Consider the following 25,951-nt stretch of genomic DNA (forward strand, 5'->3'; position numbering starts at 1 on the left):
CAGGAGAACCACTACTCTCCCACCGGGGCCGGTGCTCTTATACTTTATAGATCGATTTGCGATTAACCCACCCCTGAGAGCTGCGCTCGCTAGCTCAAAACTCGCGTTTTGGCTAGTCCAGAGGAGGGGAATTTTGCAAAAGAGCAGGTGATTTCCCCACCTTGGAGGGGTTAGGGGTGGGTTTACACCTGCACTGCATTAGATACTGCAACTTGGGTTATATACTTTATAGAGTCAAGCACCCAGGCTATACTTTAACCTTCTAACTCTCTAACTCCTAAACTTTCTAACTCCTAAACTTTCTAACTCCCAAACTCTCTACGCCAGCAGGTTCCAGATGTACTGCAGGATCAGCCCGGAGATGTAGGCGCCGTATGTACCCACTGCGTAGCCCAACACGGCCAGCAGCACGCCCACCGGGGCCAGATAGCGGTTAAAGGCCGCTGCCACGATAGGTGCCGAGGCCGCACCGCCAATATTTGCCTGGCTGCCCACCGCCACATAAAAGAACGGTGCCCGTATTAGACGCGCCACCACCAGCATAATGAGGATGTGAAAAGTAATCCAGAAGGCGCCCACCAGGAACAGTTTCGGGTTGTCCAGCACAGCGCCCAGGTCCATGCTCATGCCGATGGTGGCCACCAGGAAGTAAAGGAAAATGGAACCGAAGCGGGAGGCGCCGTAGCCTTCCAGGTTGCGGGCCTTGGTGAACGAGAGCGCCAAACCTGCCGTGGTGGCAACAATTACGAGCCAGAAAAAGCCGCTGGTGATGGAGTACGTCTCCAGTTCCGGGAAGTTCTCGGCAAAGTAGGGCGCAATGATATCGGCCAGGAAGTGCGAAAGGCCGGTAAACCCGAACGCCACGCCAAGGATCACCATTGTAGAGGTAATGGTAGGCATCATGTGTTTGCCCGCCTGCAGCCCCTCCAGCCGCTCCTCCAGCTCCCTGATTGGGCGGCTGTCGGCGCCGAGCAGCTTATCGATTTTCTCCGGCTTCTGCGACCAGTACAGCAGGAAGCCCATCCACACGTTCGCCACCAGCACGTCCACTGCGATCATTTGTCCGAAGGCTTCCTTGCTCGCCCCGAATACCTCCAGCATGGCCGCCTGGTTCGCCCCGCCGCCAATCCAGCTGCCCGCTATCGTAGACAGGCCTTTCCATACTTCATCGTCGCCGGTATAGAGCACATCCGGGAAGACGGAGCCTACCAGGAACAAGGCCAGCGGCCCGCCAAGTATAATCCCCAGCGTTCCGGCAAAGAACATGATCACGGCCTTGCTGCCCAGCATGCGCAGCGACTTAAAGTCAATGCTGATGGTGAGCAGGATCAGCGAGGCGGGCAGGAAGAATCGCGATGCCACAAAGTATAACTGCGAGCTGTCGCCGGAGATGATGTTGAACGTATTGAGCAGCGCCGGCAGGAAATAGCACAGCAGCAGTGAGGGAATCACTTTGTAAAACTTCATCCAAAACCGGTTGGTGCTGGAGGAGGTATGGAAAACAGCGGCCAGGATGACGAGCAGAATGCCCAGCACCACGGCCTCGTTGGTGATCAGCAGTGCGCTAGTTTCGGTCATGGGGTGGTGTAGTGTTAGCTGGTTAAGGGTGATGTTCAGATTTGGAGAAAGAACAGACTGCGTCTTGGGCTGCCAGATCTTTAAACTTTAAAGTTAGAACGAGTATCCTCCAAACACAAAACCTGCGGCCGTTTTAATAGAGAATTTTCTATACTTTCCGCGGCTTTATGGTTGTAAAAGTATAACTGCTGCCGGTTTATACTTTCAGTTTCCTAAATTTGACCATTTCCAACGTGTAAACAGACGTATAGCCATGCCCACCCTACCCCAAGCGCTCGATCACCTGCTCAACCGCCACTTCACGTCCCAGACACCCGGTGCGGTAGTGCTGGTAGCCAAAGAAAACGAGGTGGTATACCTGCGCGGTGCCGGTTTGGCGAACCTGGAAACAGGCGCTGCCATCACCCCGGACACGACTTTCCGGATGGCCTCTGTCTCAAAGCAGTTTACCGCCATGAGCGTGCACCTGCTGGCGTTGCAGCAGAAGCTTCAACTTAATGATCCGCTCGCTTTATTCTTCCCGGAGCTGGCGCATTTCAAAGCCATACAACTACTGCACCTGCTCAACCATACATCCGGCCTGCCGGACTTTGAAGAGCATATTCCGGAAGATCAGACGGCCCAGCTCTCAGATGAGGACGTGCTGCGCAAAACAGCTGCACAGCCAGCGCTCCTCTTCTCCCCCGGCACCCAATACCGCTACAGCAACACGGCCTATGTGCTGCTGGGGCTGCTGGTTGAGCGGGTGTCAGGCAGGAGCTACGCTGACTTTCTAAAGGAAAATATCTTCGGACCGCTGCAGATGAGCCACTCCATACTTTATAGGGCTGATGCCGCCATACCCAACCGGGCTTTGGGCTACAGCAGGGATGCGGCAGGCGGTTTTATACTTTCCGACCAGAACATCTGCACTGCCACGCGCGGCGACGGCTGCCTTTATACTTCGGCGCAGGATTTCCTGAAGTGGCAGCGAGCTTTGCAGCACAATTCTCTATTTAACATAAACAACACACTAAACACTCATTCGTCAAGTATAGACACAGCCAAAGGCTGGCATTATAGTATGGGCTGGTTTGTGTCGGCTATTGTTAACGGCAGCCACGAGCTTTGCCACAGCGGCGATACCTCCGGCTTCACCAACCTGGTTATCCGGCTGCCGCAGTACGATACTGTTGTTGCCTCCTTTTCCAACATCGCCAACAACCATACTTTCCTGAGCGATCTGCTGCAGGAGCTGAAGCAGTTTCAGGAGTTCAGTCCAAAGTCAGCACTCGTACACCATCTGCAGGAGCTGACACGGTAAGCTCCTTAGCTTATACTTTATAGCATCTGATGTATGCGTCAAAGAACTACCTGCCAGGTAGCAGCAAATCCCTTTCCTGGAGCAGTTTCCCTCTAATCAAATTAGCCTTGCTCGCCTCTGGCGAGAGTAAGCTATTTGTTGGCGTCCCGTCACACGCTAAGCACTCGTAAAGCGGCCAGAGGCCAAACTATGACGCACACTCGCCAGAGGCGAGCGAGGGCTAGTTACCTCATCCCTCCAAGGAAGGGAATTTATACTTGGCACGGATGCCCAACCGTGCCGTTCGGACGGGCAAAAAAAGAAGAGACGCAGGGTGTTGCGTCTCTTCGGGTATTTTCAGTCCCCTCCTATGCTTAGGAAGGAGAGAAAAGGATTCTTTACTGATACAAAGCTGTTTTGCGCAGGTCTACTACCACATCATCCGGGGTAATGCGCTTGGCGCGGAGGAAGCGCTTCAGCTCCGGCTCATCAAAATTCGCTGCCTTAGGATTCATGCTGCTGATGCGCACACGGCCAGCTGAGTGTATGAACTCCTGATCTCCGCCGATCCACATGCCCACGTGCACCACGCGCTCTGATTTACCATCCTTGGCAGGCACACCGAAGAACAGCAGATCGCCGGGCTGTAGCTGGTCCCAACCGTTAGACGTATCCACCAACTTGCCTATGTGCACCTGCTGTGAGGCATCACGTGGCAGCACCAGGCCGTTCATAAAGAATACGGTTTTGGTAAAGCCGCTGCAGTCAACCCCCTTAAATGAGGTACCGCCCCACAGGTAAGGCAGGCCCAGTAGCTGCTTGCTGGTGCTCACCAGGTTCTCGCCGCTTGGCTTGCGGCTGGCCAGCCACTCATCATACTTCACCGACTCCGCCGCAGGTACAAAACCTTTTCTGCCGTCGGGGAAGGTTACCGCGTAGAAATCGCCCTGCTTCTGCTGCAGCGCTAGCACATCGCCATATACTAAGTCAGAAACAGTTCCTGCGTCAGCGCTGGCCGACTCGTAGGCGAAACCATAGGGTTTGGTATAGAGTAACTTCGGGCTTTTCTGCCAGGCATCAAACGTGGCTTTGTCCATCAGGCTGACGCCTTTTTCATCTACCCAGGCCAGGTATTTATCCGGCGTTTGTACCAGGTACCAGCCGCGCTGGTGCTTCAGTACGTTTACCGGCGTACCCATGGTAGCCTGCGTGGCCAGCTCAGCTGGGTGCTTTGGCTCAGAGCGGAGGTTGGCCACCGAAATGGTGATCACGCCAAACTCCTTGCCTTCCAGCGCAGCATCGGGCAGCACCTGTATACTGTCCACAAAGGTAATTTGCTCGGCTTTCAGCTTCTCTAACAGCTCCTGCTTCGCCTCCGGCATGTTGGTTTCGCCGGCCAGCACGTTGTCGCGTTGCTCCACCTTAAAGAGCGCCACCCGCTTATCGGGGGCATACTGCGTGCGCACCTCCTCGATGTGCGGCGCCATGGTGGCATCCGCAGTGGTGGCAGTTTCCTTTCCGGAGGTACAGGCCATCAGAAGGCCAAGGGCAAGTATGAGATAGTTCTTTTTCATCATGTTAAAGGTACCGCAGCACAAAGGTGCGGCAGGTTATGTTCGTGTTGAAGTTCAAGTATGAGACTCAGTTTTGATCATCTCCCTAATTTACGACAAAATTGGGAGAGAATTGGTTTACTGCCTCCGCCAACCGCTGCAGGTCCTCCGGGGTATGCAGGCTGCTCAGGATGATGCGGATGATGGGAGCACTCTCGGCGGTGGGATAACGGAAGTTGGAAATCAGGATCCGGTGCTGGTTCAGGTGCTGCGCCATACTTTCCTGAAGGGTGCTGAACACCGGGTAATCCGGAATATAGCTGAACAGCTCTTGCCGCTGCAGTTGCCCCAGAAATGTATGGATGCTTTGCTGCAGGCGCTCCTGCGCCTCCTTAATCACCTCCCCTGCCTGCAGGTAGGCGTACAGGTAGGCCGGAATGGCCGGTGAGGCCCCGCCAAAGTATGGGCTTGCTTTCACCTGCTCCACTAACTGGCGGGAGCCAAGCATAAACCCGGCCGGAATGCCCAGCGCCTTTCCAAACGAGCTTCCCACCACCACTTCCACATTCTTGTACTTTAGCAGCTGTGGGTAAATGCCCACGCCACCGGGTCCTATCACGCCAAAGCCGTGCGAGTCGTCCACGACAAGTATGATGTCCTTCTGCGCGGGCAGTTGGGCCACCCAATCAAACGTATAGCTCCTGGCCTTCAACGGGTCCAGCGCGTTGCAGATAAGTATAAAACGCTCCTCTTCCGATGCCTGCACCTCCTCTACCACCCATTTTGCCCACGCTTCAAAGGTAATGTCGGCGTTGGCCTGGGCAGCGGCGCGGTCAATTTCCCACAGGGCCGGGTGCGCGCCAGGGGCATACAGGAACCGCCCCCGGTTGCGCAGCACCTGCACCAGCGTCTGCCCCATCAGAAAGCCCGACGACATGGTGACGGCCGCCTCGGCACCGCTTATGCTTGCCAGATGTTCCTCTACCTGCCCGTATACCTGCAGCCGCAGGTTAGAGCGGCGCGAGCTGGAGTAATTGGTGCCGTAGCGGCGTATCCCCTCCACCACCAGCTCCTGAAAGGCCTGATTGCAGGCCATACCCAGGTAAGAGGTGCCGCTGCAATACAGGAACTCCTCCCCATTGATGGTCACGGTGCGGCCCGGCAGGTGGTCGGTGTAGGCGGGGCTGGTCATTAAGCGATGAGCTCAGCGCCGGTTCCGTTGACACTGCTGTAGCGTATTTTGCCATCGTCGATGGTGATGCCGCGGGCAATGTCCTTGCTGATGAGCAGCGGGCCGTCCATGTCCACGAAATCGAGCATGGGCAGCAATTGCGCGATGGCCGAGATGCCCACCGTAGACTCTGTCATACAGCCCACCATGGTTTTCAGCCCCAGTTCACGTGCTTCCTTGAGCATACGGCGGGCGGGCGTCAGGCCCCCGCATTTCACCAGCTTCACGTTTACCCCATGGAAATGGCCCACGCACTTGGCCACATCGCTTTCGGTAATGCAGCTCTCATCGGCAATCAGCGGCAGCACCGACTGCTGGTATACTTGCTTCATACCCTCCATGTCGTCGGCACGCATCGGCTGCTCTATAAACTCTACCCCCAGGGGCTTGAGCTGCTTTGCGTTCTGGATGGTTTCCTCCACGCCCCAGGCGCAGTTGGCATCCACCCTGAACACGGCATCGGTATGCTTGCGCAGCTCCGTGATTATAGCCACATCCTCCTTTGTGCCCAGCTTTATCTTGTAGAGCGGCCAGGGCATCTCTTTCAGCTTTTTTACCATGTTCTCGATAGTGTCGATGCCGATGGTGTAGTTGGTGAGCGGGTTATGGTCTGTGTTCAGCCCCCATAGTTTATGCAGCGGCTGCCCCTGCAGCTTGCCGTACAGGTCGTTGGCGGCCATGTCGAGTGCGCAAAGCGCGAATGGGTGGCCGGCCAGATGCGGCTGCATCTGTGCCCAGAAATCCTCCGGCTTCTCCAGCTCTGTCGCCTCGATCTGGGTGCGGATGCTCTCCAGCGCCGCTGTCATACTATCTATCGTGAAGCCATAGTATGGGTTGCTGGTGGCCTCGCCGTAGCCTTTGTGCCCGTTCTGCTCCAGCTCCACAATCATGGTCGGCTGCGTATCGCGGGAGTCGTAGGAAATGGTGAAGGTATGCTTAAGCGGCAGGTCGAAGGACCGGATGGTAAGTTTCATGGTGGTCTGTTTTAAGTATGATTGCTGATGATTGGTTGTTGCTTGTCGGTTGTTTATGGTCAGATCAGGATGCAGAGGAAACCAAGAATTGGCAGCTTTACGGCTCCCCCTAACTTTCTAACTCTCTAAGTTTCTAACTCTCTAACTTACTCAATACCTGTTGTGCACCTCCGTCATGATGCGTTCCATCTCGTTGCGGATATCGGAGGTGGGCACCTTATAGTTGTTGTTCATAAAGCTATAGAGCAGCAGCTTCCCGCTCTTGGTCATAATGTAGCCGCTCTGGTTGTGCACATGCGCCAGCGTACCGGACTTGCCAAAAACGAAAGGCACGTCAGCCTTATAGATGTTACGGAATGTGCCGGGTCTGCCGCCATTAGCCAGCATCGGGAAGAGTTTCTCACGGGGGCGCTCCTCCATCAGCTTCTGCAGCAGCACGATAATGCTTCGCGGCGTGAACATATTCATACTGGAAAGCCCTGACCCATCGATCCACACAGGCTCGTCGGGCAGATCGGCCAGGTAAGTGGCTTTTACATGTTTGATGGCCCGCTCTATCGACAGGGTGTCGGAGAGGGTGCCGGAGCAGAGCGCCATGAGTTGCTCGGCCATCAGGTTGTCGCTCACCTGCAGCATGCGCTTAAGCACAGTATCCGTTGGCAGCCCGTAGAAAATCTTGCCCCCTTGTGGCACGGCAGCTTTCAGAAGCTCCACCTCCCGCTTCAGGGTATCCGCCAATAGCGTCACGGTCATCTCCGGAGAGGTGATAAAGGGCACTTCGGTAGAGAACTTCTCAGCGGCATAGCGGGGGCGGTAGGTAATGTTGTTGGTGCGCCACCCTCTCACAAAGGCTATATTCGATTTCGACTCCGCGGTATCCACCACAACCTTCTTTTTAAAGTATGACGGTGTGGTGGAGAAAGGCGCCGTCTCCTCTTTGTAAAACTTGATCACGTTGCCATGGATCGGGAAAATGTTTCGTTCCGGCTGGTAGTAATAGTTGTAATCATCCCAACCCCAGTTGGTGGCAAAGGGCGTGCTGGTGTAAGGAGCCTCCACATAGTATAGCTTCTTCTCAGGACGGTTCTTCAGGAAGTCGTAAGCCAGGGTGTTCTTCAGGTCCATGTGGGTGAAGGTTGGGTCGCCGGTTCCCCAGAAGATAAGCGAGTCGCCACGGCTTACGTACTTCAGCGCCGCAATGGAATCGCCGAGCATTTTATGGCTGGCATAGAAGGTAAACAGCTTAGTATTAGAGGCTGGCACAAAGTACTTATCGGCGTTATGCTCCACCACCATCTGCCCCAGTTCCGGGTCATACAGGGCAAAGCCCACAAAGCTCTGCCGCAGCACCTCCGACTCGGTCACCTCTTTCCTGATCTCAGCAGGCCCAAAGCGGGCTGCCTCAGGCGAGGCGGTAGGCACCTTGCTGCTGCAGGCCATTGCCAGGAGCAGGCAGCAAAGCATCCCATATCTGTAAAACTGGTTTAGCAGGCTCATACGTGGTGGCGCTTTTAGTTGAAAAGCTTAAATAAGCAAAAAGGGCTATATAATCAAACAGGTTTGGCTGCGCTTCTCATACGAAAGGTGGTAATTTATGCCAACTGCAGTTGAAGTACAACGACATATTAGCAAAATAAAACTTCATTCGTTTCAATGTTAAAACATCCTCTTTAATTGCTAAAATAATGTATACAAATTTGCCTATATACTTTATAACGCTAAATTAGAAGGCTAATCTAACTTATAACTAACCTAATCACTCATGAAAAGATTTTACCAGTCAACTTTACTGTTGCTGTTACTTTGCTGGTGCGGCGCTGCGTTTGCCCAGCAAGTTAGCGTGAGCGGCACGGTAACAGGCGCTGATAACAGCTTACCGCTGCCTGGTGTCAGTGTAATTGTAAAAGGCACGACCACAGGGGTAACCACCGCTGCCGATGGCACCTTTCAGGTAAGCGTGCCGGGCCCCGGTTCGGTTCTGATGTTCCGCTTTCTGGGCTATGAAGTACAGGAAGTAAAAGTAGGCAACCAGCGCGTGTTTAACGTGCGGTTAAATCCTGACAACAAACAACTGCAGGAAGTGGTGGTAACCGCTTTGGGCATCCAGCGGGAGGAACGCTCCCTTGGCTACTCCACTCAGGAGGTAAAAGGCGAAGACTTGACCCTTACCAAGGAGCAGAACGTGCTCGGCTCGCTGGCCGGTAAAGTAGCCGGTGTGCAGGTAACAGGTTCCTCCGGCGCCAGCATGGGCGGTACCCAGAAAATCAAAATCCGTGGCGTGAACTCCATCACAGGCGGTGGCCAGCCGCTGATTGTGGTAGACGGAACGCCTATCTCCAACGCTAACTACTCAGGCAGCGCGGGCGTTGACTTCGGTAACCTGGGGCAGGACGTGAACCCGGAGGATATCGAGTCGGTGAACGTGCTGAAAGGCCCGGCAGCTTCCGCCCTCTATGGTCTGCGTGGCCAGCACGGCGTGATCATGATCACCACCAAAAAAGGTGCTAAAGGCGCTGAAAAGGTGACTGTTCAACTAAATTCTGCCTTCTCTGTGGAGCGTGTGGGCAACATCATGCCGTACCAGAACATGTACGGCGGTGGCGGCAGCCAGAACTGGAGAACCTTGCCAAACGGCGAAAAGTATGTCGATATCTCCTATGACGAAAGCTGGGGCCCAAAGATGGACGGCACACCGGTTCGCCAGATCTTCAGCTTCTATCCGCAGGACCCTACATATGGTCAGTTGACTCCGTTTGTGGCGCATCCGGATAACATTAAGGATTACTACGAGACCGGCTATAACCTGAACAACGGCATCAGCGTGACAGGCGGCAGCAACAAGGCCAACTACCGCATCAGTGCCAACGACACCCGTATTGAAGGTGTAGAGCCAAATACTTGGTTAAAGCGCCACAACGTAAGCGCCAGCCTAGGTGTTAACCTCACCGAGAAGCTAACGGCCTCTACTAACATCAACTATGCCGGCAACAAAGCGCAGCGTCCGGGCCAGGGCTCTGAGGACGGCTCCCGCTACATGGGGCAGTGGTTCCAGCGAAACCTGGATATGAACCGCCTGAAAAACTACCGGTATGACGACGGCACATTCCTGCACTGGAACCTCGGCAGGCCCAGTACCACCACTGGCGAAGTAAACAGCTATAAGCCGTTATATTGGAACAACCCATACTTTGAGGCTTATGAGAATACCACCAACGACAGCCGCGAGCGTGTTTTCGGTGATGTAGGACTCTCCTACCAAGTGCTTCCTGAGCTGAAGCTAAGCGGTTTCATCCGAAACGACATGTACATCCAGAACATCGAATCCCGGAGAGCTTTCGGGGGCAAAGGTCAACCAGGGTACTCTGTTGGGAAATACCAGAACCGCGAGACAAACTACGAGTTGATGGCCCAATACTCTAAGGAGTGGGGCGACTTCTCCCTCAACGCCCACATAGGTACCAACCTGTTCGAGTGGAGAAGAAGCAACCTGAGCATGTCCACGGTGGGTGGTCTTTCCACCCCAGGCTTCTATAACATTGATGCCTCCGTAGACAGACCAAATACCACCTCTTATCTGGGCAGAAAACAAATTATGAGTGGTTTCGGACTTGTTTCGATAGGCTATAAGGACACCTACTTTGTCGATGCTTCCCTGAGAAGAGACCGCTCCTCTACTCTTCCTGACCCGTATGTGTACCCCTCTGTGTCGGGTAGCTTGGTATTCAGCGAGTTGCTGCACTGGAACCCACTGTCATTCGGTAAACTAAGGATAAGTTATGCCGAGGCAGGTTCAGATGTGGACCTATACAGAACTTCACTTGATTATGCTGTGGGCGGTATTTATGCTGGCGTAAACACCGTTGCTATCCCGAACGCGCTCAACAACCCAGAACTTCAGCCGGCCTTCGCCAAGTCCTTTGAGACGGGTATTGATCTGAAATTCTTCCAGAACCGCTTGGGCGCAAGCTTCACTTACTATCAGCAGCGCAACAAGAACGAGATTATCAATCTGGACGTGTCCGGCGCCAGTGGGTATTCCTCTACTTTTGTGAACGCCGGCATGATTGAGAACAAAGGTATAGAAGTTGCCTTGACCGGCACGCCCGTGCAGAGCAATCTGTTCACCTGGGAAACTACCTTTAACCTGAACAGAAACAGGAATAAGATTATAGAGTTATATCCTGGCATTGAGGCGTACCTGCTGGGTTCTACCTCTTATTCTAGTACCTGGAGCTACCTGTATGCCTATGAGGGCAAATCTTTTGGTTCGCTCGTAGGACAGGCCTATCAGCGCGACGAGGATACCGGCAAGATTCTGCTGGGTGCAAACGGGGTGCCGTTGTATACCACCGCCACGCATGACTTCGGCAGCGTGCTGCCAGACTTTACAGGCGGTTTCCAGAACAATTTCAAGGTATGGAAATTTGACGTAGGGGCTATGGTCGACTTCCAGGTGGGAGGACAGTTCTTCAGCCGCTCCAAAATGCTGGCTGTCAGAACAGGTCTTGACCCCCTCACCGTTGCAACTAACGACAAAGGTAAAAACGTGCGCGACGCTGTGGCCGATGGTGGCGGTGTGAGAGTAGAGGGGATGTACGCCCCGGGGACTATCATCACAGTAAACGGGGAGAAAGTGGACGTAGGCGGCCAGGATGCTACCGTTTATGTAAACCCGCAAACGCTGTATGGCACTACTGCCAGAAGAATTTATGAAGACTGGCTGTACGACGCATCTTACATCAAGCTAAGAGAGGTACGCGTAGGCTATACGTTTGATAAGGCTTCCTTGGGCAACCTGCCTATTGAGAGCATCGGCCTTGCCCTGACCGCCCGAAACCCTGCCATGATCTGGCAAAAAGCGCCAAAAGGACTCGACCCATCTGACTTGTCGACCGGTAGCCAGTCCATCAGCTGGTATGAGTCCGGCCAGTTGCCAGCTGTTCGCTCTTATGGTGTTAACCTGAACATTACCTTTTAATTCCGACTGATTATGAAAAAAAAGATATATATCGCGCTGTTGTCGTGCCTTGGGCTCTGGAGCTGCGAGGACTTCGAAGAGCTCAACGTAAACCCTAACGTTCCAAGCGAAGCAACAGGCACACAGCTAATAGCGAATGCCGCGCTGGCACTACCTGACCTGAGCTCCTCCCCAACTGGTGAGTTTATGGCGCAGTACCTAGCCGAAACACAATATGTAACTGCCTCCCTTTATCCTGCAGGCGGAACCAGCTTCTACTGGTTGTACCAGGGCCCCCTCATGAACCTGGAGACAGTGCTGAACACCCCTGAAATTATTAAAGAAGGGGAGGGACCTGTTGCCAATCAATTAGCTGTGGCAAAAATACTCAAGGCTTACTACTTCTGGCACACGACCGACCGGTGGGGCGATGTGCCATACTCTGAAGCCTTGCAGGGCAAACTGAACTTTACACCAAAGTATGATACTCAGGAGTCGATTTACAATAACTTATTCGCTCTATTGGATGAAGCTAATCAGCAGATTGTTCCAGGCAAGATTAGTAACGATATAATTTATGGCGGCAATATCGGCCAGTGGCAAAAGCTGGGTAACACCATTCGCCTTTTAATGGCTCTCCGTCTGTCTGAGGTAGATCCTGCCAAAGCTAGCGTTGAGTTTAACAAGGCGCTGGAAGCTGGCATCATGACATCCAACGCAGACAACCTGGTATTCAAACACCTGAAAGATGCCAATAACCAAAACTACTGGTACAGCCAAAGGGTAATACAAAATCGCGAATGGTGGGCCTTGACTGAAACCCTTGTAAATGAGATGAAGCCGACTGATGACCCCCGTCTAAAAGTGTACGGGCAGCCGGCCAAAAAATCAGAGCAGTATGTAGGCTTGAATTTTGGTGAAACTAAAAATATGAACACCGACGACTACTCGCTGCTCGGTCCCGCTATTTATGCACAGGATGCCCCTGTTTATCTGGTTACCTATGCGCAAGCGCTTTTCGCGCAGGCTGAGGCGGCGCATCGTGGCTGGATACCGGGTGGCGAGGAAGCGGCCGCTCAATTCTATAACGAGGCCATTAAGCAGTCGATTCTGCAATGGACTGGGAGTGATGAGGGTGTTGAAGAGCTTCTTGCACAGCCTGAGGTAGCTTTTGACCCTGCCAATGCCATGGAGCAGATCGCTACGCAGCGCTGGATACACCTGTTCATGCATGGTTACGAGGCTTGGGCTGAGTATAGAAGAACCGGCTATCCAAATAACCTGGTTGCGCCAGGCGGTGCTGCTGTTCCAAACAGACAGATGTACCCAGACCTGGAGGCGCAAAATAATGCCGCCCATTACAACGAGGCCGTACAGCGCCAGTTTGGCGGTACTGACGGTCTGTACGGTCAGCTATGGTGGGATAAATAATCATCGGACCACTTAACAAGAGAGCCGCACTTCACCTGGAGTGCGGCTCTCTTGTTTAACGACAGTTCTGAACAGGCCGAATAAACCTCAAGCTCAATTCTGATGAAACACCATCCGCTTTATCTGTTCCCTTTACACCTTTACCTGCATCTTCCCTTTCTTGTACATGGCAGCACAAGAATACGCCAGGCGAGTGGTATTGCCCATAGCAGCCTTCAGCTAGATGAGCCAAGTAGAACTTTGTAAAAACTACCAGCACAGACTGCAAAGGGTTTAGTAATCCATTTATGTTGGCGGAAGTAGCAAACACTCGTATGCATGGAGGTAGGTGCCTCAGCATTTTGGTGAGAAACCTTACTAGCAAACAAAAGGCAAGTATTAAAGTGCGGCATAGAACATTGATTATATTTTTTACGCTACATTTATACTTAGCAAAAATATTTTATGAAAGTTTTTGCCTTGTATAAAGTATTTGCTAATATTGTATTGATAGGTTTTACGCGCTGCGTGCATGAGCACCTTAACTTCACATACCGATTATCTGGAGACCCTCAACAACGTTGAGAAGAAGAAGTTTTTACAGAAAGTAAAGATAATCAGACATCTGTACGTAAAAGGGGCTCGCACGAATGCCGATATTTGCTCTCGCTTCAACATCAGCTCCCCTACTTCTATGGGGTTATTAGGTGAATTAATCTCGGAGGGGCTGGTGGAGAAGCAGGGGCTCGGCAAATCAGTTGGCGGCCGCAAACCCGACCTCTACGGTCTTCGCAATCACTCCCTCTACGTCCTCAGTATCGACATGGACCGCTTTAGCACCCGCATGGCGATCATGGACAATAACAACAACCAGGTTACCCCCATCCGCACCTACAGCTATACCTTGCCGGAAGATTTAAGCGGACTGGATACCTTCTGTACCTGGGTGCAGGAGCTGATCACCTCCTCCGGGATTGACGAACAGCGTTTGGTGGGAATTGGTGTAAGCATGCCGGGCCTGGTAGCCAGCAAGGAGGGTGATTCCCGCACGTATCTGAGAACAGATGTGCTGGAGGAGTCGCTGCAGGAGTTGCTGCGCCGCAAATTGGGCAAGCCGGTGTTCATTCAGAACGACGTGAAAAGCGCCGCATTGGCCGAGCTCCGGTTCGGGCAGGCCAAGGGCAAACAGGACGTACTGGTGATTTCCATCGACTGGGGTGTCGGCACGGGCGTTATCATGGACGGCAGGCTGCGCGGCGGGGCTTTGGGCTTTGCCGGAGAGTTCGGCCACATACCCCTGGAAGAGAACGGCACCCTTTGCCACTGCGGTAAGCGCGGCTGCCTCGAAACGAGGGCCTCTGGCGTGGCCCTGGCCCGCACGGCGCGCGAAGGTATAAAATCCGGCCAGAAATCAATCTTAAGCAAACTAACCGAAGAAGAACTGGAGCAGCTGGAGCCGCAGCACGTGATAGATGCCGCACACCAGGGCGACCAGTTTGCCATAAGCCTGCTTTCCGAAACCGGAGTGAACCTGGGCAAAGGCATCGCCATCCTTATCCAGCTCTTTAATCCTGAGTTGGTCATACTGGGGGGCAAGATGGCAGAGGCCGGCCAGCTCATCACAACGCCCATCCAGCAGTCCATCAACACGTATTGCATGGCGCAGCTGCGCGAGTCTACCAGCGTCGCGCTTTCCACACTGGGGCGGCAGGCAAGTATGATGGGGGCCACGGCCACCGTGCTGGAGAATATATTAGAACAGCAGCTGGAACAGGCTCGCTAAACGAAATAAAACTGAGGTAAAACAAAGTATAAAGAATGATGCATCCACTTAAAAGCAACGCTGCCTTCAACCAGCAACGCACTTCGCCCAGGCTAAACCTGCTGGAGGAAACCAGGTTTGAAAAGCTTCCGGTAACCGTATTCCCTGACCAGCATATTGCCTCTGTAAAAGTGGCACAACGTATTGCCGACCTGATCAGAAGCAAGCAAGACAAAGGGGAGCAGGCTGTACTTGGCCTGGCGACCGGCGCCACGCCAGTGGGGGTGTATGCAGAGTTGGTGAGAATGCACCGCGAAGAAGGTTTGAGCTTCCGCAACGTCATCACCTTTAACCTCGATGAGTACTATCCGATGCAGCCTGACGCAGTCCAGAGCTACGTCACGTTCATGAACGAGAATCTCTTCAACCATATCGACATAGAGAAGGAGAACGTGCACATTCCGGACGGTACGCTGCCCAAGGAGGAGATACACGAATACTGCCTGAACTATGAGCGCCAGATTGAGGAAGTTGGCGGACTGGACCTGCAGATCCTGGGTATCGGCCGTACGGGCCACATCGGTTTTAACGAGCCGGGCTCCGCGCCCAACTCCGGCACGCGCCTGGTAACGCTGGATGACCTGACCCGCCGTGACGCTGCCCGCGACTTCGGTGGCAAGGAGAACGTGCCGACCAAGGCCATCACCATGGGAATCGGGACCATCTTTAAGGCCCGCGAGATTATCCTGATGGCCTGGAGCCAGAAGAAGGCATCCATTATCAAGAAGGCCGTGGAGGGAGAGATGTCGAGCGAGGTACCGGCTACCTACCTGCAGCTGTCTAACAGCGTGGAGTTTGTGCTGGACGAGGCTGCCGCCTCGGAGCTGACCCGCTTTAACACCCCGTGGCTGGTAAAAGACTGCGTGTGGGACATCCAGATGCGCAAGAAAGCCGTGATCTGGCTGTCGAAGACCCTCAACAAGCCCATTCTGAAGCTGACGGAGGAGGATTACAACAACAACGGCATGGCGCAGCTGGCCACCGAGTATGGCCCCGCCTATAACATCAACATCGACATCTTTAACAAGATGCAGCATACCATTACCGGCTGGCCGGGTGGTAAGCCAAACGCCGACGATTCGCAGCGCCCGGAGCGTGCCGAGCCTGCCCGCAAGCGCGTGGTGATCTTCTCCCCTCACCCGGACGATGACGTGATCTCGATGGGCGGTACGTTTATCCGACTGGTAGACCAGGGCCACGATGTGCATGTGGCTTACCAGACGTCGGGCAACACGGCCGTATGGGATGATGACGTGCTGCGCTACGTGGAGTTCGCCATCGACTTCAACAAAAGCATCAACAACGACACCACCAAGCTGCAACAGGTGTACGACCACATGCGCGGCTTCATAGAGGAGAAACACCCTAACCAGGTCGATACGCAGGATATCCTGAACGTGAAAGGCTTTATCCGTAAGAGCGAGGCGCTGGCCGGTGCCCGCTACGCTGGTCTGGAGGACGAGAACATCCACTTTATGGCCCTGCCTTTCTACGAAACAGGCAAGCACAAAAAGAACTCTGTTTCTGATAAGGACATCGAACTGACTATGGAGCTGCTGCAGCGCGTGAAACCGCAGCAGGTATTTGCCGCCGGCGATTTTGCCGATCCGCATGGGACGCATATTGTCTGCTTCAAAATCATAGTGGATGCCCTGCAGCGTCTGCGCGAGGCTGGCGAGGAGTGGGTAAACGACTGCTGGCTGTGGATGTACCGCGGTGCCTGGCACGAGTTCGAAACATACGAGATCGAGATGGCTGTGCCGCTCTCGCCGCAGGAGGTGCTCCGCAAGCGCCAGGCTATCTTCAAGCACCAGTCACAGAAGGATACACCGGTGTTCCCGGGCGACGACTCCCGCGAGTTCTGGGTACGCGCCGAGGAGCGTAACCGCGAAACCGCTGAACAATATCACAACCTTGGCCTTGCCGACTATGAGGCCATGGAGGCATTCGTACGCTACAATTACTAAACCTCCCTCTCTCAGGGGACACACACATAGGAACACATAGGTTTTAGAGCTACGAGAAAGCCCGCTCAGTTTCTGAGCGGGCTTTATGCATTTTATAATACTAGACTTAATTGACCAGTGTCTCTTGATAGCCCTTGCTCGCCTTGGCGTGATAGTGGTATAAAGAGTCACTTCATACTTATACTTCATACTTATACTTCATACTTATACTTCATACTTATACTTCATACTTATACTTCATACTTATACTTCATACTTATACTTCATACTTTTTCCTAAGCTGTAGTCAGATCATCTCACCGAGAAGCCCTGCAAGGTATAAAGTATACCTAAGGCCAGCGACTGGCTATACTGAACTTCTGAATCCTGGTCGTAGTCATAAACGAGGTTGCAGGTCAGGCTTACGTTGATGTAACGGTTCACCTTGGCTGTGAGCGTTGCGTTCAGCAAGTGGTCAATTTCTCTTCCGGAAAGCTCTTTGTAGTTGATGTAGGACATGTAGTTGGCCCGCAGGTTCAGGTTCTGCATGATATCCCGATCATAGGCAGCCTGTATCATAGCCGCTAGCCACTCGGTTCGCACTTTCTTTCCCTCCGGCACGCCGTACCGCTCGTTCTCCCCCACCGATGCATCCGCAAGAAAGGTAAAGCGTGGGGCAAACGGGCTCAGGCGCAGCGAAAAGTGTGGGTTGGGCTTATACTCTGCCCCCAGCGCAAAGGTAAGGAAGCCGGGCGAGAGGAAATTAGAGATCAAACGGTCGGTGCCGTCTGCATCCACGTCATAGGCATACCCCTTTGTAAACTGTGACAGGAAGTTGGCGGAGACAAAGGTGTTCCAGTCCGAGGTAAAGGCATAGCCATACTTGGTGTCGAGGTAGATGCGGTCTATACTCTTGCGCTGCTCTTCTCCTTTATTCTTGATGAGGCCATACTGCAACTGCACGGCATTATCCCAGCTTACTTTGGCCATTTTGTAGTCGGCACGGGCCTCGAGGTGGGTGTTGAGGGCAACAGAACTCACGCCCCCTGCTTTCCAGTTATCGCTGAAGGAGGATTGGTTCAGGTTAAGCCCAGCGGCAAAGGAGCGCCGCCAGAGCGTGTCAGCTTCGGTAACCGTTTGAGCCAACGCCACGGCAGTGTTCAACAGCAACACAAGCAGTACGAGTAAATGTTTAATCATGTTAAGTATATTATAGTTATATATATTGATTCCTATACTTACTGGTTTGCCATGTGCCGGGTTTCCTGAATTGCGCAGGGAGTAAGCGTAAAATTAGTATTTCCTTGGGTAGCCCTATTTTCTCTTTAAACTATCTTGTACTGCATCCGGAGATTTTTTCAGGAAGTACAAAAGCGTAAACAAAAAAGAGGCGCCATTTCTGGCGCCTCTTTCTAAAAGGTACAAAAGCAGCCGCTACGGATTCGTACGCTGTGCTACTTTACTCTTTTCAAGGGCATCATAAACCACCTGCAGCACGTTGGTGCGGGTATTCAGTTGGCTCAATTTCGGGTTCTCGCGCGTTGGGTTCACGCGGTTCGACAGGAACACATATACCAGGTTGTTCACGGGGTCTATCCAGGTATAGGTGCCGGTAAAGCCGGAGTGGCCGAAGCTCTCTGCGGGTGCACTTGGCGCCGCGTTGCTGTTCTGAGCGCCTGGCTTGGCCGGACGGTCAAAGCCAAGGGCGCGGTAGTTGCCCTGGTCGCAGAACTGACACTTGCTGAACTCACTCACCTTGTTTCCACCGATGTAGGTTTTCCCCGCATACTTGCCGTCCTGCAAGTATAACTGCATCAGCTTGGCTACGTCATTGGAGTTTCCGAACAGGCCCGCATGGCCACTAACACCGCCGAGCATGGCGGCTCCCTCGTCGTGCACGGTGGCGTGCAGCAGCTGCTTGCGGAAATGCGGCTCATACTCTGTCGGTACGATTTGCTCGGGTTTGTAATATTTGTAAGGGTTGAACGTCAGGGAAGTTGCGCCAATCGGCTGGTAAATGTTCTCTTTCAGGTAGGTCTCGAACTTCTCTCCTGTGATGTTCTGCACCACCATCGGGGCAAGTATAAACGAGAGGTCGCTGTATACATAGCCTGGTTTCTCGTTCAGCGGCGACTTCACAATCGCCTTGATAATCTTGTTGCAGTACTTGCGGTGGATGTACAGGTTATCGGCTACCTTTATCGGGAAGCGGCGCGAGGAGTCTGCCTTGAAGGTAGCCCACTTAAATTTGCCATTCTTCTTCACGGTCTCTTTCCAAAACGGAATCCAGGACTTCAGCCCCGCCTGGTGCGTCAGGATGTCGCGGTACTTCAGGTTCTCTTTGTTGGATCCCTCCACTATGGGCAGGTACTCCCCCAGTGTGCGGTCCACGTCAAAACGGCCTTCGCCGCTCAGCTTCATAAAGGCAGCCAGCGAGGTACTGATCTTCGTTACGGAGGCCAGGTCGTAGAGGTCGGTTACCTGCACCGGGCGCTCGTTCTCATACGTATGGAAACCGTAGGCTTTGTGGTAAATTACCTTGCCATCCTTAGCCACCAGCACCTGCGCGCCGGGCGTGGCCTTCTGCTCCATAGCCTGCGCCACCAGCGAGTCTATCCCGGCAAAGTCCTTCGTCTTCAGGCCAACAGCCTCCGGCATGGTATAGGCAAAGCGCAAGCCGCCATTCGTTTTCAGACCATCATTAACTTTAAAGGCGTGGTTGATCGTTACCGGCAGCTTTCCTTTGGCCCCGATGCCTCCGAAGATCATCTGCGCCGTCAGGTCCTGTGTTTGCGGCGTTTCCTGGTAGGCAGCAATCACAGCATCAGCCTTGTCCAGGCTCTCCATCTCTGCCAGGCTATACACGTTGCCGAACACCCCCACAATGGTGTGTTTGGATCGGATCAGGTCCTTGAGAAACAAGTTCATCTCGGCAGTGATACCGAAATTGCTGCCACCGGCCTTCAGGTTCAGTTTATGCATCCCGGCCACGACCAGGTTATACTCCTGTAGCTTCTCCTTCAGGGCCATCAGCTCCGCGATAGAGGCTGTCGGCTGCAGGAAAAAGGTATCAACCTTCGTATAACGCGCCAGGCCACGCTGGAAATCAGTCTCCTCCTTCGTGCCGATGGCCAGCGCCGCCACTTTCAGCGTATCGATGTTCTGGATAGGCAGAATGTTCTGCTTGTTGCGCAGCAGCGTGAGCGAGGCCTCCACCAGTTGCTGGTTCAGGTATTTGGCGTGTGGGTTGTTCAGGTCCTCGATGAGGTTCTCCGTCTCGACAGGCTGGTAGTTATCCAGCCCCAGCCACTGCTTGGCGGCCAGCACCTTACGGGCGCGGGCATCTACTTCTTCCTGCGTGATCTCCCCGTTGGCAATCGCTTTCTTGATCTCCTCGATGGTCGTTTTCACGTCCATGGTATTGAGCAGCATGTCGTTGCCGGCCAGCAGAGCCTTCACGTCCACAATGCCCGGAGGATAGTACTTCGCCACGCCGTCCATGTTCAGCGCATCGGTAAACACCAGGCCCTGGTAGCCCATGTCTTTCTTCAGCAGGTCCGTCACGATCGGTTTGGAAAGCGTGGAGGCCAGGCTGTCTGTATTATCCAACACCGGGATGTTCATGTGCGCCACCATTAAACTGCCAAGGCCGTTCTTCATGAGTTGGCGGAACGGGTAGAGTTCCACTGAGTCGAGGCGGAGTTTGGAGAAATGGATGACCGGGAGTCCATAGTGCGAGTCTACGTTGGTATCGCCGTGGCCCGGGAAGTGCTTGGCATTGGCCAGCACCTTCTCGTCCTGCATGCCGCGCATGTAGGCCAACGCTTTGCGGGTCACGTTATATTTGTCTTCGCCAAAAGAACGGAAGCCGATCACGGGGTTGTTGGCGTTGTTGTTCACGTCTACCACCGGGGCGAAGTTTACGTGAATACCCAGGCGGCGGCACTGGCGGGCTATTTCGGCGCCCATCTCATAGATCAGCTGCTCATTCTCTATGCCTCCCAAAGCCATCTGGTACGGGAACTTCACGGTGCTATCCAGGCGCATGGCCAGGCCCCACTCCCCGTCTATACTTACCATCAAAGGCACCTTACTCTCGCGCTGTAAGCGGTTGGTGATGTGTGCCTGGCGCACCGGACCACCTTGGAAAAAGATCAGGCCGCCCACTTTATACTTAGTCACCAGCCTGCTTACCGAGTCTACGTGGGCCTGGTCCTTGTTAGAATACACCGGAATCATGATGAGCTGCGCGATGCGCTCTTCCGGGGTCATGGTGTTAAACACAGAGTCAACCCATGCCTGGTCCGCGTTCAGGAAGGGCGGGTCAGTGGCCGGGTTAAACTTTTTGGCAACCGCTTTTTGGGTAGAGCTGCGGCGTGTCTTGGAGGTGCGTCTCTGCGCATCCGCATCTATCGCCCCAAACAAAAACAGGGCAATGAGGGAGAGCAAAAGAAAAGATCTTTTTTCCAAAATGATGAAAGATTAGTGATTAGTAAGTCTAAAGGTAAATTTAATTCTTTTATAAGAAAGGAGGTCTATGTTGCGGTGAATTCTTCCGGGCCACTCCCCTCTCAAGAATATAGTACAAATTATCTCCATTATTTTCAGGCACCCCTTTCCTTAATAACATCCAATTGCTATATTTCGCTATAGAACCTCTTTATACTTTAAAACTGGTTTTATCCACAGAACAGCTTCTAAAAGTACAGTATCCTCCAAACCATTTCCGCTCATGGGTAAATCTCTACTACAATACCTTCTGTTATTTTTCGCAACGGCCGCTGCTCCCCTGGCGCAGGCACAAGAGCAGCCGCTTAAGCGGGAATTCCGCGCTGTTTGGATCGCCACGGTCGCCAACATCGACTGGCCAGGGCAGAAAGGCCTCTCGCCGGCAGTGCAACAGCAGGAGTTTAAGTACATTTTGGATGAGCACCAGAAAAACGGCATGAACGCCGTCATTGTGCAGGTCAGGCCAGCCGCCGATGCGCTATACCGCAGTAACCTGGAGCCCTGGTCGGAGTTTTTGACCGGCAAGCAGGGACTGGCCATGAACCCGCCTTACGACCCGCTGCAGTTTATGCTGGATGAGGCGCACAAACGCGGCATGGAGTTCCACGCCTGGTTTAACCCCTACCGCGCCACCTTCGACGCCAAAGCCGTGGTTACCCCCGACCACATTACCAGGCGCAAGCCGGAGTGGTTTATAAAGTATGACGGGAAGCTGGTCTTCAACCCCGGCATCCCGGAGGTGCGCCAGTACATCACCAGCGTGGTGATGGATGTGGTGAACCGCTACGACATAGACGGCGTGCACTTCGACGACTATTTCTACCCCTACCCTGTCGCAAAGACACCATTCCCGGATGAGCATACGTACGCCGCTTTCAAAGGCCTCTTCACCAATAAGGACGACTGGCGCCGCTACAACGTAGACGAGTTGATCAAGGGAATATCGGATAGTATCAACCATGTAAAGCCCTGGGTAAAGTTCGGCATCAGCCCGTTTGGAGTGTGGAAGAACCTGGCTGACGGGCCCGACGGATCCGCCACGCGCGCCGGCGCCCCTAGCTACACCGCCTTGTATGCCGACACACGCAAGTGGATGCAGGTGGGCTGGATTGACTACCTGGTACCGCAGGTATACTGGCACATAGGCAACCCGGCCGCCGACTACAAGACCGTATTGGAGTGGTGGGCCCAGAATTCTTTCCAGCGCCACCTCTACGTTGGCCTCGGGGCCTACAAAGTAGCCACGGACCCTACGTACCGGGAATGGCACGACCCGAACGAAATCCCGCGCCAGCTGCAGCTAGCCCGAACGACGCCGAACGTGGGCGGCAGCGTGTTTTTCAGCTCCAAATCCGTGATGAGCAACCCTAACAACCTGCAGGACTCCCTGCGCAGCTCTTACTATAAGTACCCTGCCCTGCTGCCTGTGATGGATTGGAAAAAGAGCGCGGAACTGGAGCCCCCCTTCTCGCTGAAGGTTCGCCAGACCGACAGCGGCGTGCGCCTGCATTGGCAACACGACCAGGAAGTACGCTATTATGTGATCTACAGATTCGTGAAGGAGAGCTTTTGGGAGACTCCTTTCTGGAAACGGGCTTTCTGGGAAGAGCGCAAATGGCAGCCGCTCGAACCGGACCTGAACAGCCCGGCTAGTATCGTGGCAAAGGTATTCGGCACCAACACCGCCTTCATAGATGAAACGCCTTTGGAGAGCGGCAAGTACATCTACGTTGTCACGGCCCTCGACCGGCAGCAGAACGAAAGCGCCCCCTCTCACCCTGCCACAGTAAAGTATAAGTATTGATTTATACGTTGCTTTCCCTAAAACAGGAACAGCCGCTCATTGATGCGGCTGTTCCTGTTTTAGGGAAAGTATAAGGGCTGAGGCACCACAACGTCCTGACGCCACAACCTCCCAGCTAAGGTTTAAATTTGACCTGTTTATACTTTCCTTCTGATATCAGAAAGGTGAGGCTCCTCTGGAATACTTGAAGCCATACTTCCACCTGTATAAGTAGGTGAAAGTATGGCTTCGATCAATGCATACGGTGAAATGCAACTATTCCGTGAACTCCAAGCAAGCCACTTTTCCATCCATGGTGCTCACCACCACCCGCTTCTTATCCAGCGGCATAATGGGATTCATAAGGCCGTTGGATACCTTGTGCTGCCAAATCACCTTGCCGGTTTTCCTGTCTACCGCGCTGGCCATGCCCGAGTGGCTTGGCACGTAGATCACGCCCTTATGCTCCACTATGGCTGATGGGGCAAGTTCGTAAGGCAGGTCAAGCGATGACCGCCACGCAACCTGCATCGAATCTGCCGTTGTGGATACACCTACCAACTCCCCATCCATTGTTTTTGCGTACACCAGCGCCTTGTCTTCCGACAGGCCCATGGACTCGCGCACTCTCACGTCCTTCATCTGCTTGCGCCATACTTCCGCCCCGGTTTTAGCATCCAGCGCAGTCATATGGCGATCCGGTGCCACGATAAATACCTTTCCGCCTGTTGCCACCGGGTAGCAGGCGGCCGGTGAGAACATACGGTTTGGGGAGCCGTTGTTCCATTTCCACTCCAGCTTACCGGTAGCGGCATTCAGCGCGTAAAAGTCATTCCCCCAGCTTCCAAAATAGATCTTGTCGTTATAGAACAGCGGCTTGGTCACCACAAAGTCTTTTATCTGGTCGAACTCCCACAGCTTTTTGCCATTCTTCAGGTTAAGGGCTCTGAAATGGCCATCGGAACCACCAATGTACACGGCTTTATTTTTGATGGTTGGAGCGCCCAGGACAGGCCGCAGGGTTTTGTGTTTCCAAACGAGCGCTCCGGTAGCAGCATCGAGGCAATAGACATGATTGTCGGAGGAGCCCACCACAACATACCCTTTTGCCGCCGCCGGGGTAGAGTAAATCTTTCCGCCCGTTTGATAAGCCCACTTTTTCTCCCCCGTCTCTTTATCCAGCGCGTAGACCCAGCCACTGGTGTTGGTTGCATACACCAGGTTCTTGTAGCTTGCGGTACCGGCTCCCACGTCACTGTCGTCCTGGTACTCCCATACTACTTTCACGTTGGGATATTTCTTGTTCACGGCATAAGACGGCCGGTGGTACTGTGTCGTTTCATTTTCCAAGTGATGGTTCTCTAAGGGTACCTCCAGCCACTTCTCCTGCGTTTGCTCCACCGGATTTCGCACCTCAAAGCTTGCCACGCCATCCGCAAAAGCCACAATATTATAACCGCCCACGCTGGCTTTCGCCCGAAGGTTCGAGCGCCCCATCACAGCCGGAATGCCATCGTAGGTGAACCGGCGGTTGCCATGCCCATGCCCGTGCATGATCAGCTGCACGTTTCGTTTCTTCAGCAAGTCGATCGCCTCATACCAGTTGTTCAGGGAGGAGTCCTGCGGGTAGTGGTTCAGGTAAATCACCGGCATCTGGGGGTCCGCCATGTGCGTGAGCACCGAGTCGAGCCATACCATGTTCTCCCGTGGCACCTGGCCTGGCCCCATGCGCATGTTGGGGCCGGAGCTTGTGCCGGCAAAAAGGAAGCCGTTGTGGGTAAAAGTAAAAGTCTCGGCGCCAAACACGGTTCTGAAGCTGTTGCTCCCACTCTCCGACCAGTTGGAGTCGTGGTTGCCTGCAATGATGTACCACGGCTTGTTCAGGCCATCCAGCACCTGTTTCGCCAGTTTCAATTCCTGGTCCGATCCAAATTCAGTTATATCGCCCGTAATCACAGCAAAGCTGATGGAGTCATTGGCATTTATATCTTCAACGGTGCGCCTCAGGTCCTCCTCGGCGGTGTTACCTCCAATATGGGTATCTGTTACAAAGGCAAATTTAAAGGACTGGGCCTCACAGTAACCAACTGTTAGCAGGAACGCCAGCAGCCAAAAGCTTCTCATTACTCTCATTTTATGTGTAGTGGTGTTTTGTTAAAATTTATACTTGGCCGCTGTCTGGCGGTAAGCGAAACCAAGGGAGCAGGTTGTTTATAACAACTCATTTATCTTTACAAACTGATACCCCTTCCTTTTCAATTCTGTCAGGAGCTCATTCAGCCGGTCGTAGAATTTATCGGTGCGGCGCGGGTCTGTGCCGATATGTACCAGAAGTATAAAGCCGTTCAACCCGTGCGGATCCTGCTGCTCATACGCCATTATCGACCGGTAAACCATTTCTGAGTTCACATACCGCTTTCCCATCTCCGGCCAGGTATAGTCGGCGGTGGAGCGGGTGCCGGGGCTAAAGTTTACCAGCTGCAGCCCTTCCTGCGCCGTCCACTCCGCTATACGTTGGTTGTACCACTCGAACGGCGGCAAAAAGTAGGACGCATCCGATTGACTCACGCCAAACGCCGCCATACGCGCATAGTTCTGCCGCAGGTCCCGGCTAAACTGCTCTTGCGTAACAAGCAGGCTGTCGCGTTTGGTCCAGTCGCAGTAAAGCAGATGCTCATCGGAATGGGCGCCCATGTAATGCCCCTCTTTTACCAGACTCTTTATCAGAGGACCGAAAGCAGGATTTCTGTAAAAGCGCCCGGTAAGGAAAAAGGAAGCCTTGGTGCCGTGCTTCGCCAGCGTTTGCCGGATTACCTCCCCTCCATCGGCATATTCATCTCCTGTAAATACCAGAGCGATACTTTTTACAGCCGTATCGCCCCGTATGATGGCTCCATAGCCATCGG

At 53.6% G+C, this 25,951-nt stretch carries 15 protein-coding genes; 6 read left to right on the plus strand and 9 right to left on the minus strand.

Features of this window, described 5'->3' with window-relative positions; translation table 11 throughout:
* Positions 1-318: 318 nt before the first annotated feature.
* Positions 319-1,578, minus strand: coding sequence for a DUF819 family protein (locus tag OH144_RS09070; RefSeq protein WP_266205981.1), 1,260 nt, complete (start codon positions 1,576-1,578; stop codon positions 319-321).
* Positions 1,579-1,831: 253 nt separating this feature from the next.
* On the opposite strand from OH144_RS09070, the gene OH144_RS09075 reads away from it, so the two are divergent.
* Positions 1,832-2,881 carry a serine hydrolase domain-containing protein gene (locus OH144_RS09075; RefSeq protein WP_266205982.1) on the plus strand — a complete coding sequence of 350 codons (1,050 nt, stop codon included), beginning with the start codon at positions 1,832-1,834 and terminating at the stop codon, positions 2,879-2,881.
* A 377-nt stretch (positions 2,882-3,258) separates the two neighbouring features.
* On the opposite strand, the gene OH144_RS09080 is transcribed toward OH144_RS09075, so the two are convergent.
* The 4 genes from OH144_RS09080 to OH144_RS09095 form a co-directional block, all read right to left on the minus strand.
* Positions 3,259-4,437 (minus strand): C40 family peptidase, encoded by a 1,179-nt coding sequence (locus OH144_RS09080; RefSeq protein WP_266205983.1) that lies wholly within the window; start codon positions 4,435-4,437, stop codon positions 3,259-3,261.
* A gap of 82 nt (positions 4,438-4,519) precedes the next feature.
* Positions 4,520-5,605 (minus strand): aminotransferase class I/II-fold pyridoxal phosphate-dependent enzyme, encoded by a 1,086-nt coding sequence (locus tag OH144_RS09085; protein WP_266205984.1) that lies wholly within the window; start codon positions 5,603-5,605, stop codon positions 4,520-4,522.
* Positions 5,605-6,618, minus strand: coding sequence for a dipeptide epimerase (locus OH144_RS09090; RefSeq protein WP_266205985.1), 1,014 nt, complete (start codon positions 6,616-6,618; stop codon positions 5,605-5,607). The genes OH144_RS09085 and OH144_RS09090 overlap by 1 nt, the downstream gene beginning before the upstream one ends.
* 150 nt (positions 6,619-6,768) lie before the next feature.
* Positions 6,769-8,115, minus strand: coding sequence for a D-alanyl-D-alanine carboxypeptidase (locus OH144_RS09095; protein ID WP_266205986.1), 1,347 nt, complete (start codon positions 8,113-8,115; stop codon positions 6,769-6,771).
* Positions 8,116-8,380: 265 nt separating this feature from the next.
* Here OH144_RS09095 and OH144_RS09100 point away from each other — a divergent pair, with 265 nt between their 5' ends.
* The 4 genes from OH144_RS09100 to nagB all read left to right on the plus strand — a co-directional run bounded on the left by OH144_RS09100 (position 8,381) and on the right by nagB (position 16,774).
* Positions 8,381-11,596 (plus strand): SusC/RagA family TonB-linked outer membrane protein, encoded by a 3,216-nt coding sequence (locus OH144_RS09100; protein ID WP_266205987.1) that lies wholly within the window; start codon positions 8,381-8,383, stop codon positions 11,594-11,596.
* A 12-nt stretch (positions 11,597-11,608) separates the two neighbouring features.
* Positions 11,609-13,006 (plus strand): SusD/RagB family nutrient-binding outer membrane lipoprotein, encoded by a 1,398-nt coding sequence (locus OH144_RS09105; RefSeq protein WP_266205988.1) that lies wholly within the window; start codon positions 11,609-11,611, stop codon positions 13,004-13,006.
* A gap of 511 nt (positions 13,007-13,517) precedes the next feature.
* Entirely contained in the window at positions 13,518-14,768 is a 1,251-nt protein-coding gene (locus OH144_RS09110) for an ROK family transcriptional regulator (RefSeq protein WP_266205989.1), read from the plus strand.
* A 35-nt stretch (positions 14,769-14,803) separates the two neighbouring features.
* Positions 14,804-16,774: a glucosamine-6-phosphate deaminase gene (gene nagB, locus OH144_RS09115; protein ID WP_323134788.1), complete on the plus strand. Its 1,971-nt coding sequence runs from the start codon at positions 14,804-14,806 to the stop codon at positions 16,772-16,774.
* 291 nt (positions 16,775-17,065) lie between these two features.
* Here the strand turns inward: nagB and OH144_RS09120 are convergent, their stop codons facing one another.
* Both OH144_RS09120 and OH144_RS09125 read right to left on the minus strand, forming a co-directional pair.
* Complete coding sequence (locus tag OH144_RS09120; protein WP_266205990.1) at positions 17,066-17,953, minus strand: DUF3078 domain-containing protein; 888 nt, start codon at positions 17,951-17,953, stop codon at positions 17,066-17,068.
* Positions 17,954-18,187: 234 nt separating this feature from the next.
* On the minus strand, positions 18,188-21,025 hold the full coding sequence (locus tag OH144_RS09125; protein WP_266206322.1) for a glycoside hydrolase family 3 N-terminal domain-containing protein: 2,838 nt from the start codon (positions 21,023-21,025) through the stop codon (positions 18,188-18,190).
* Between the two features lie 460 nt (positions 21,026-21,485).
* Between OH144_RS09125 and OH144_RS09130 the strand changes: the two genes are divergently transcribed.
* Positions 21,486-23,066 (plus strand): glycoside hydrolase family 10 protein, encoded by a 1,581-nt coding sequence (locus OH144_RS09130; protein WP_266205991.1) that lies wholly within the window; start codon positions 21,486-21,488, stop codon positions 23,064-23,066.
* A 255-nt stretch (positions 23,067-23,321) separates the two neighbouring features.
* Here OH144_RS09130 and OH144_RS09135 read toward each other — a convergent pair whose 3' ends face one another.
* Entirely contained in the window at positions 23,322-25,178 is a 1,857-nt protein-coding gene (locus tag OH144_RS09135; RefSeq protein WP_266205992.1) for an outer membrane protein assembly factor BamB family protein, read from the minus strand.
* A gap of 78 nt (positions 25,179-25,256) precedes the next feature.
* A complete protein-coding gene (locus tag OH144_RS09140) occupies positions 25,257-25,934 on the minus strand; it encodes a polysaccharide deacetylase family protein (RefSeq protein WP_323134796.1) in 678 nt (225 codons plus the stop codon).
* Positions 25,935-25,951: the final 17 nt, after the last annotated feature.

Origin of the sequence: Pontibacter kalidii (assembly GCF_026278245.1) — a bacterium.
In the GTDB taxonomy this organism is placed as follows: Bacteria; Bacteroidota; Bacteroidia; order Cytophagales; family Hymenobacteraceae; genus Pontibacter; species Pontibacter kalidii.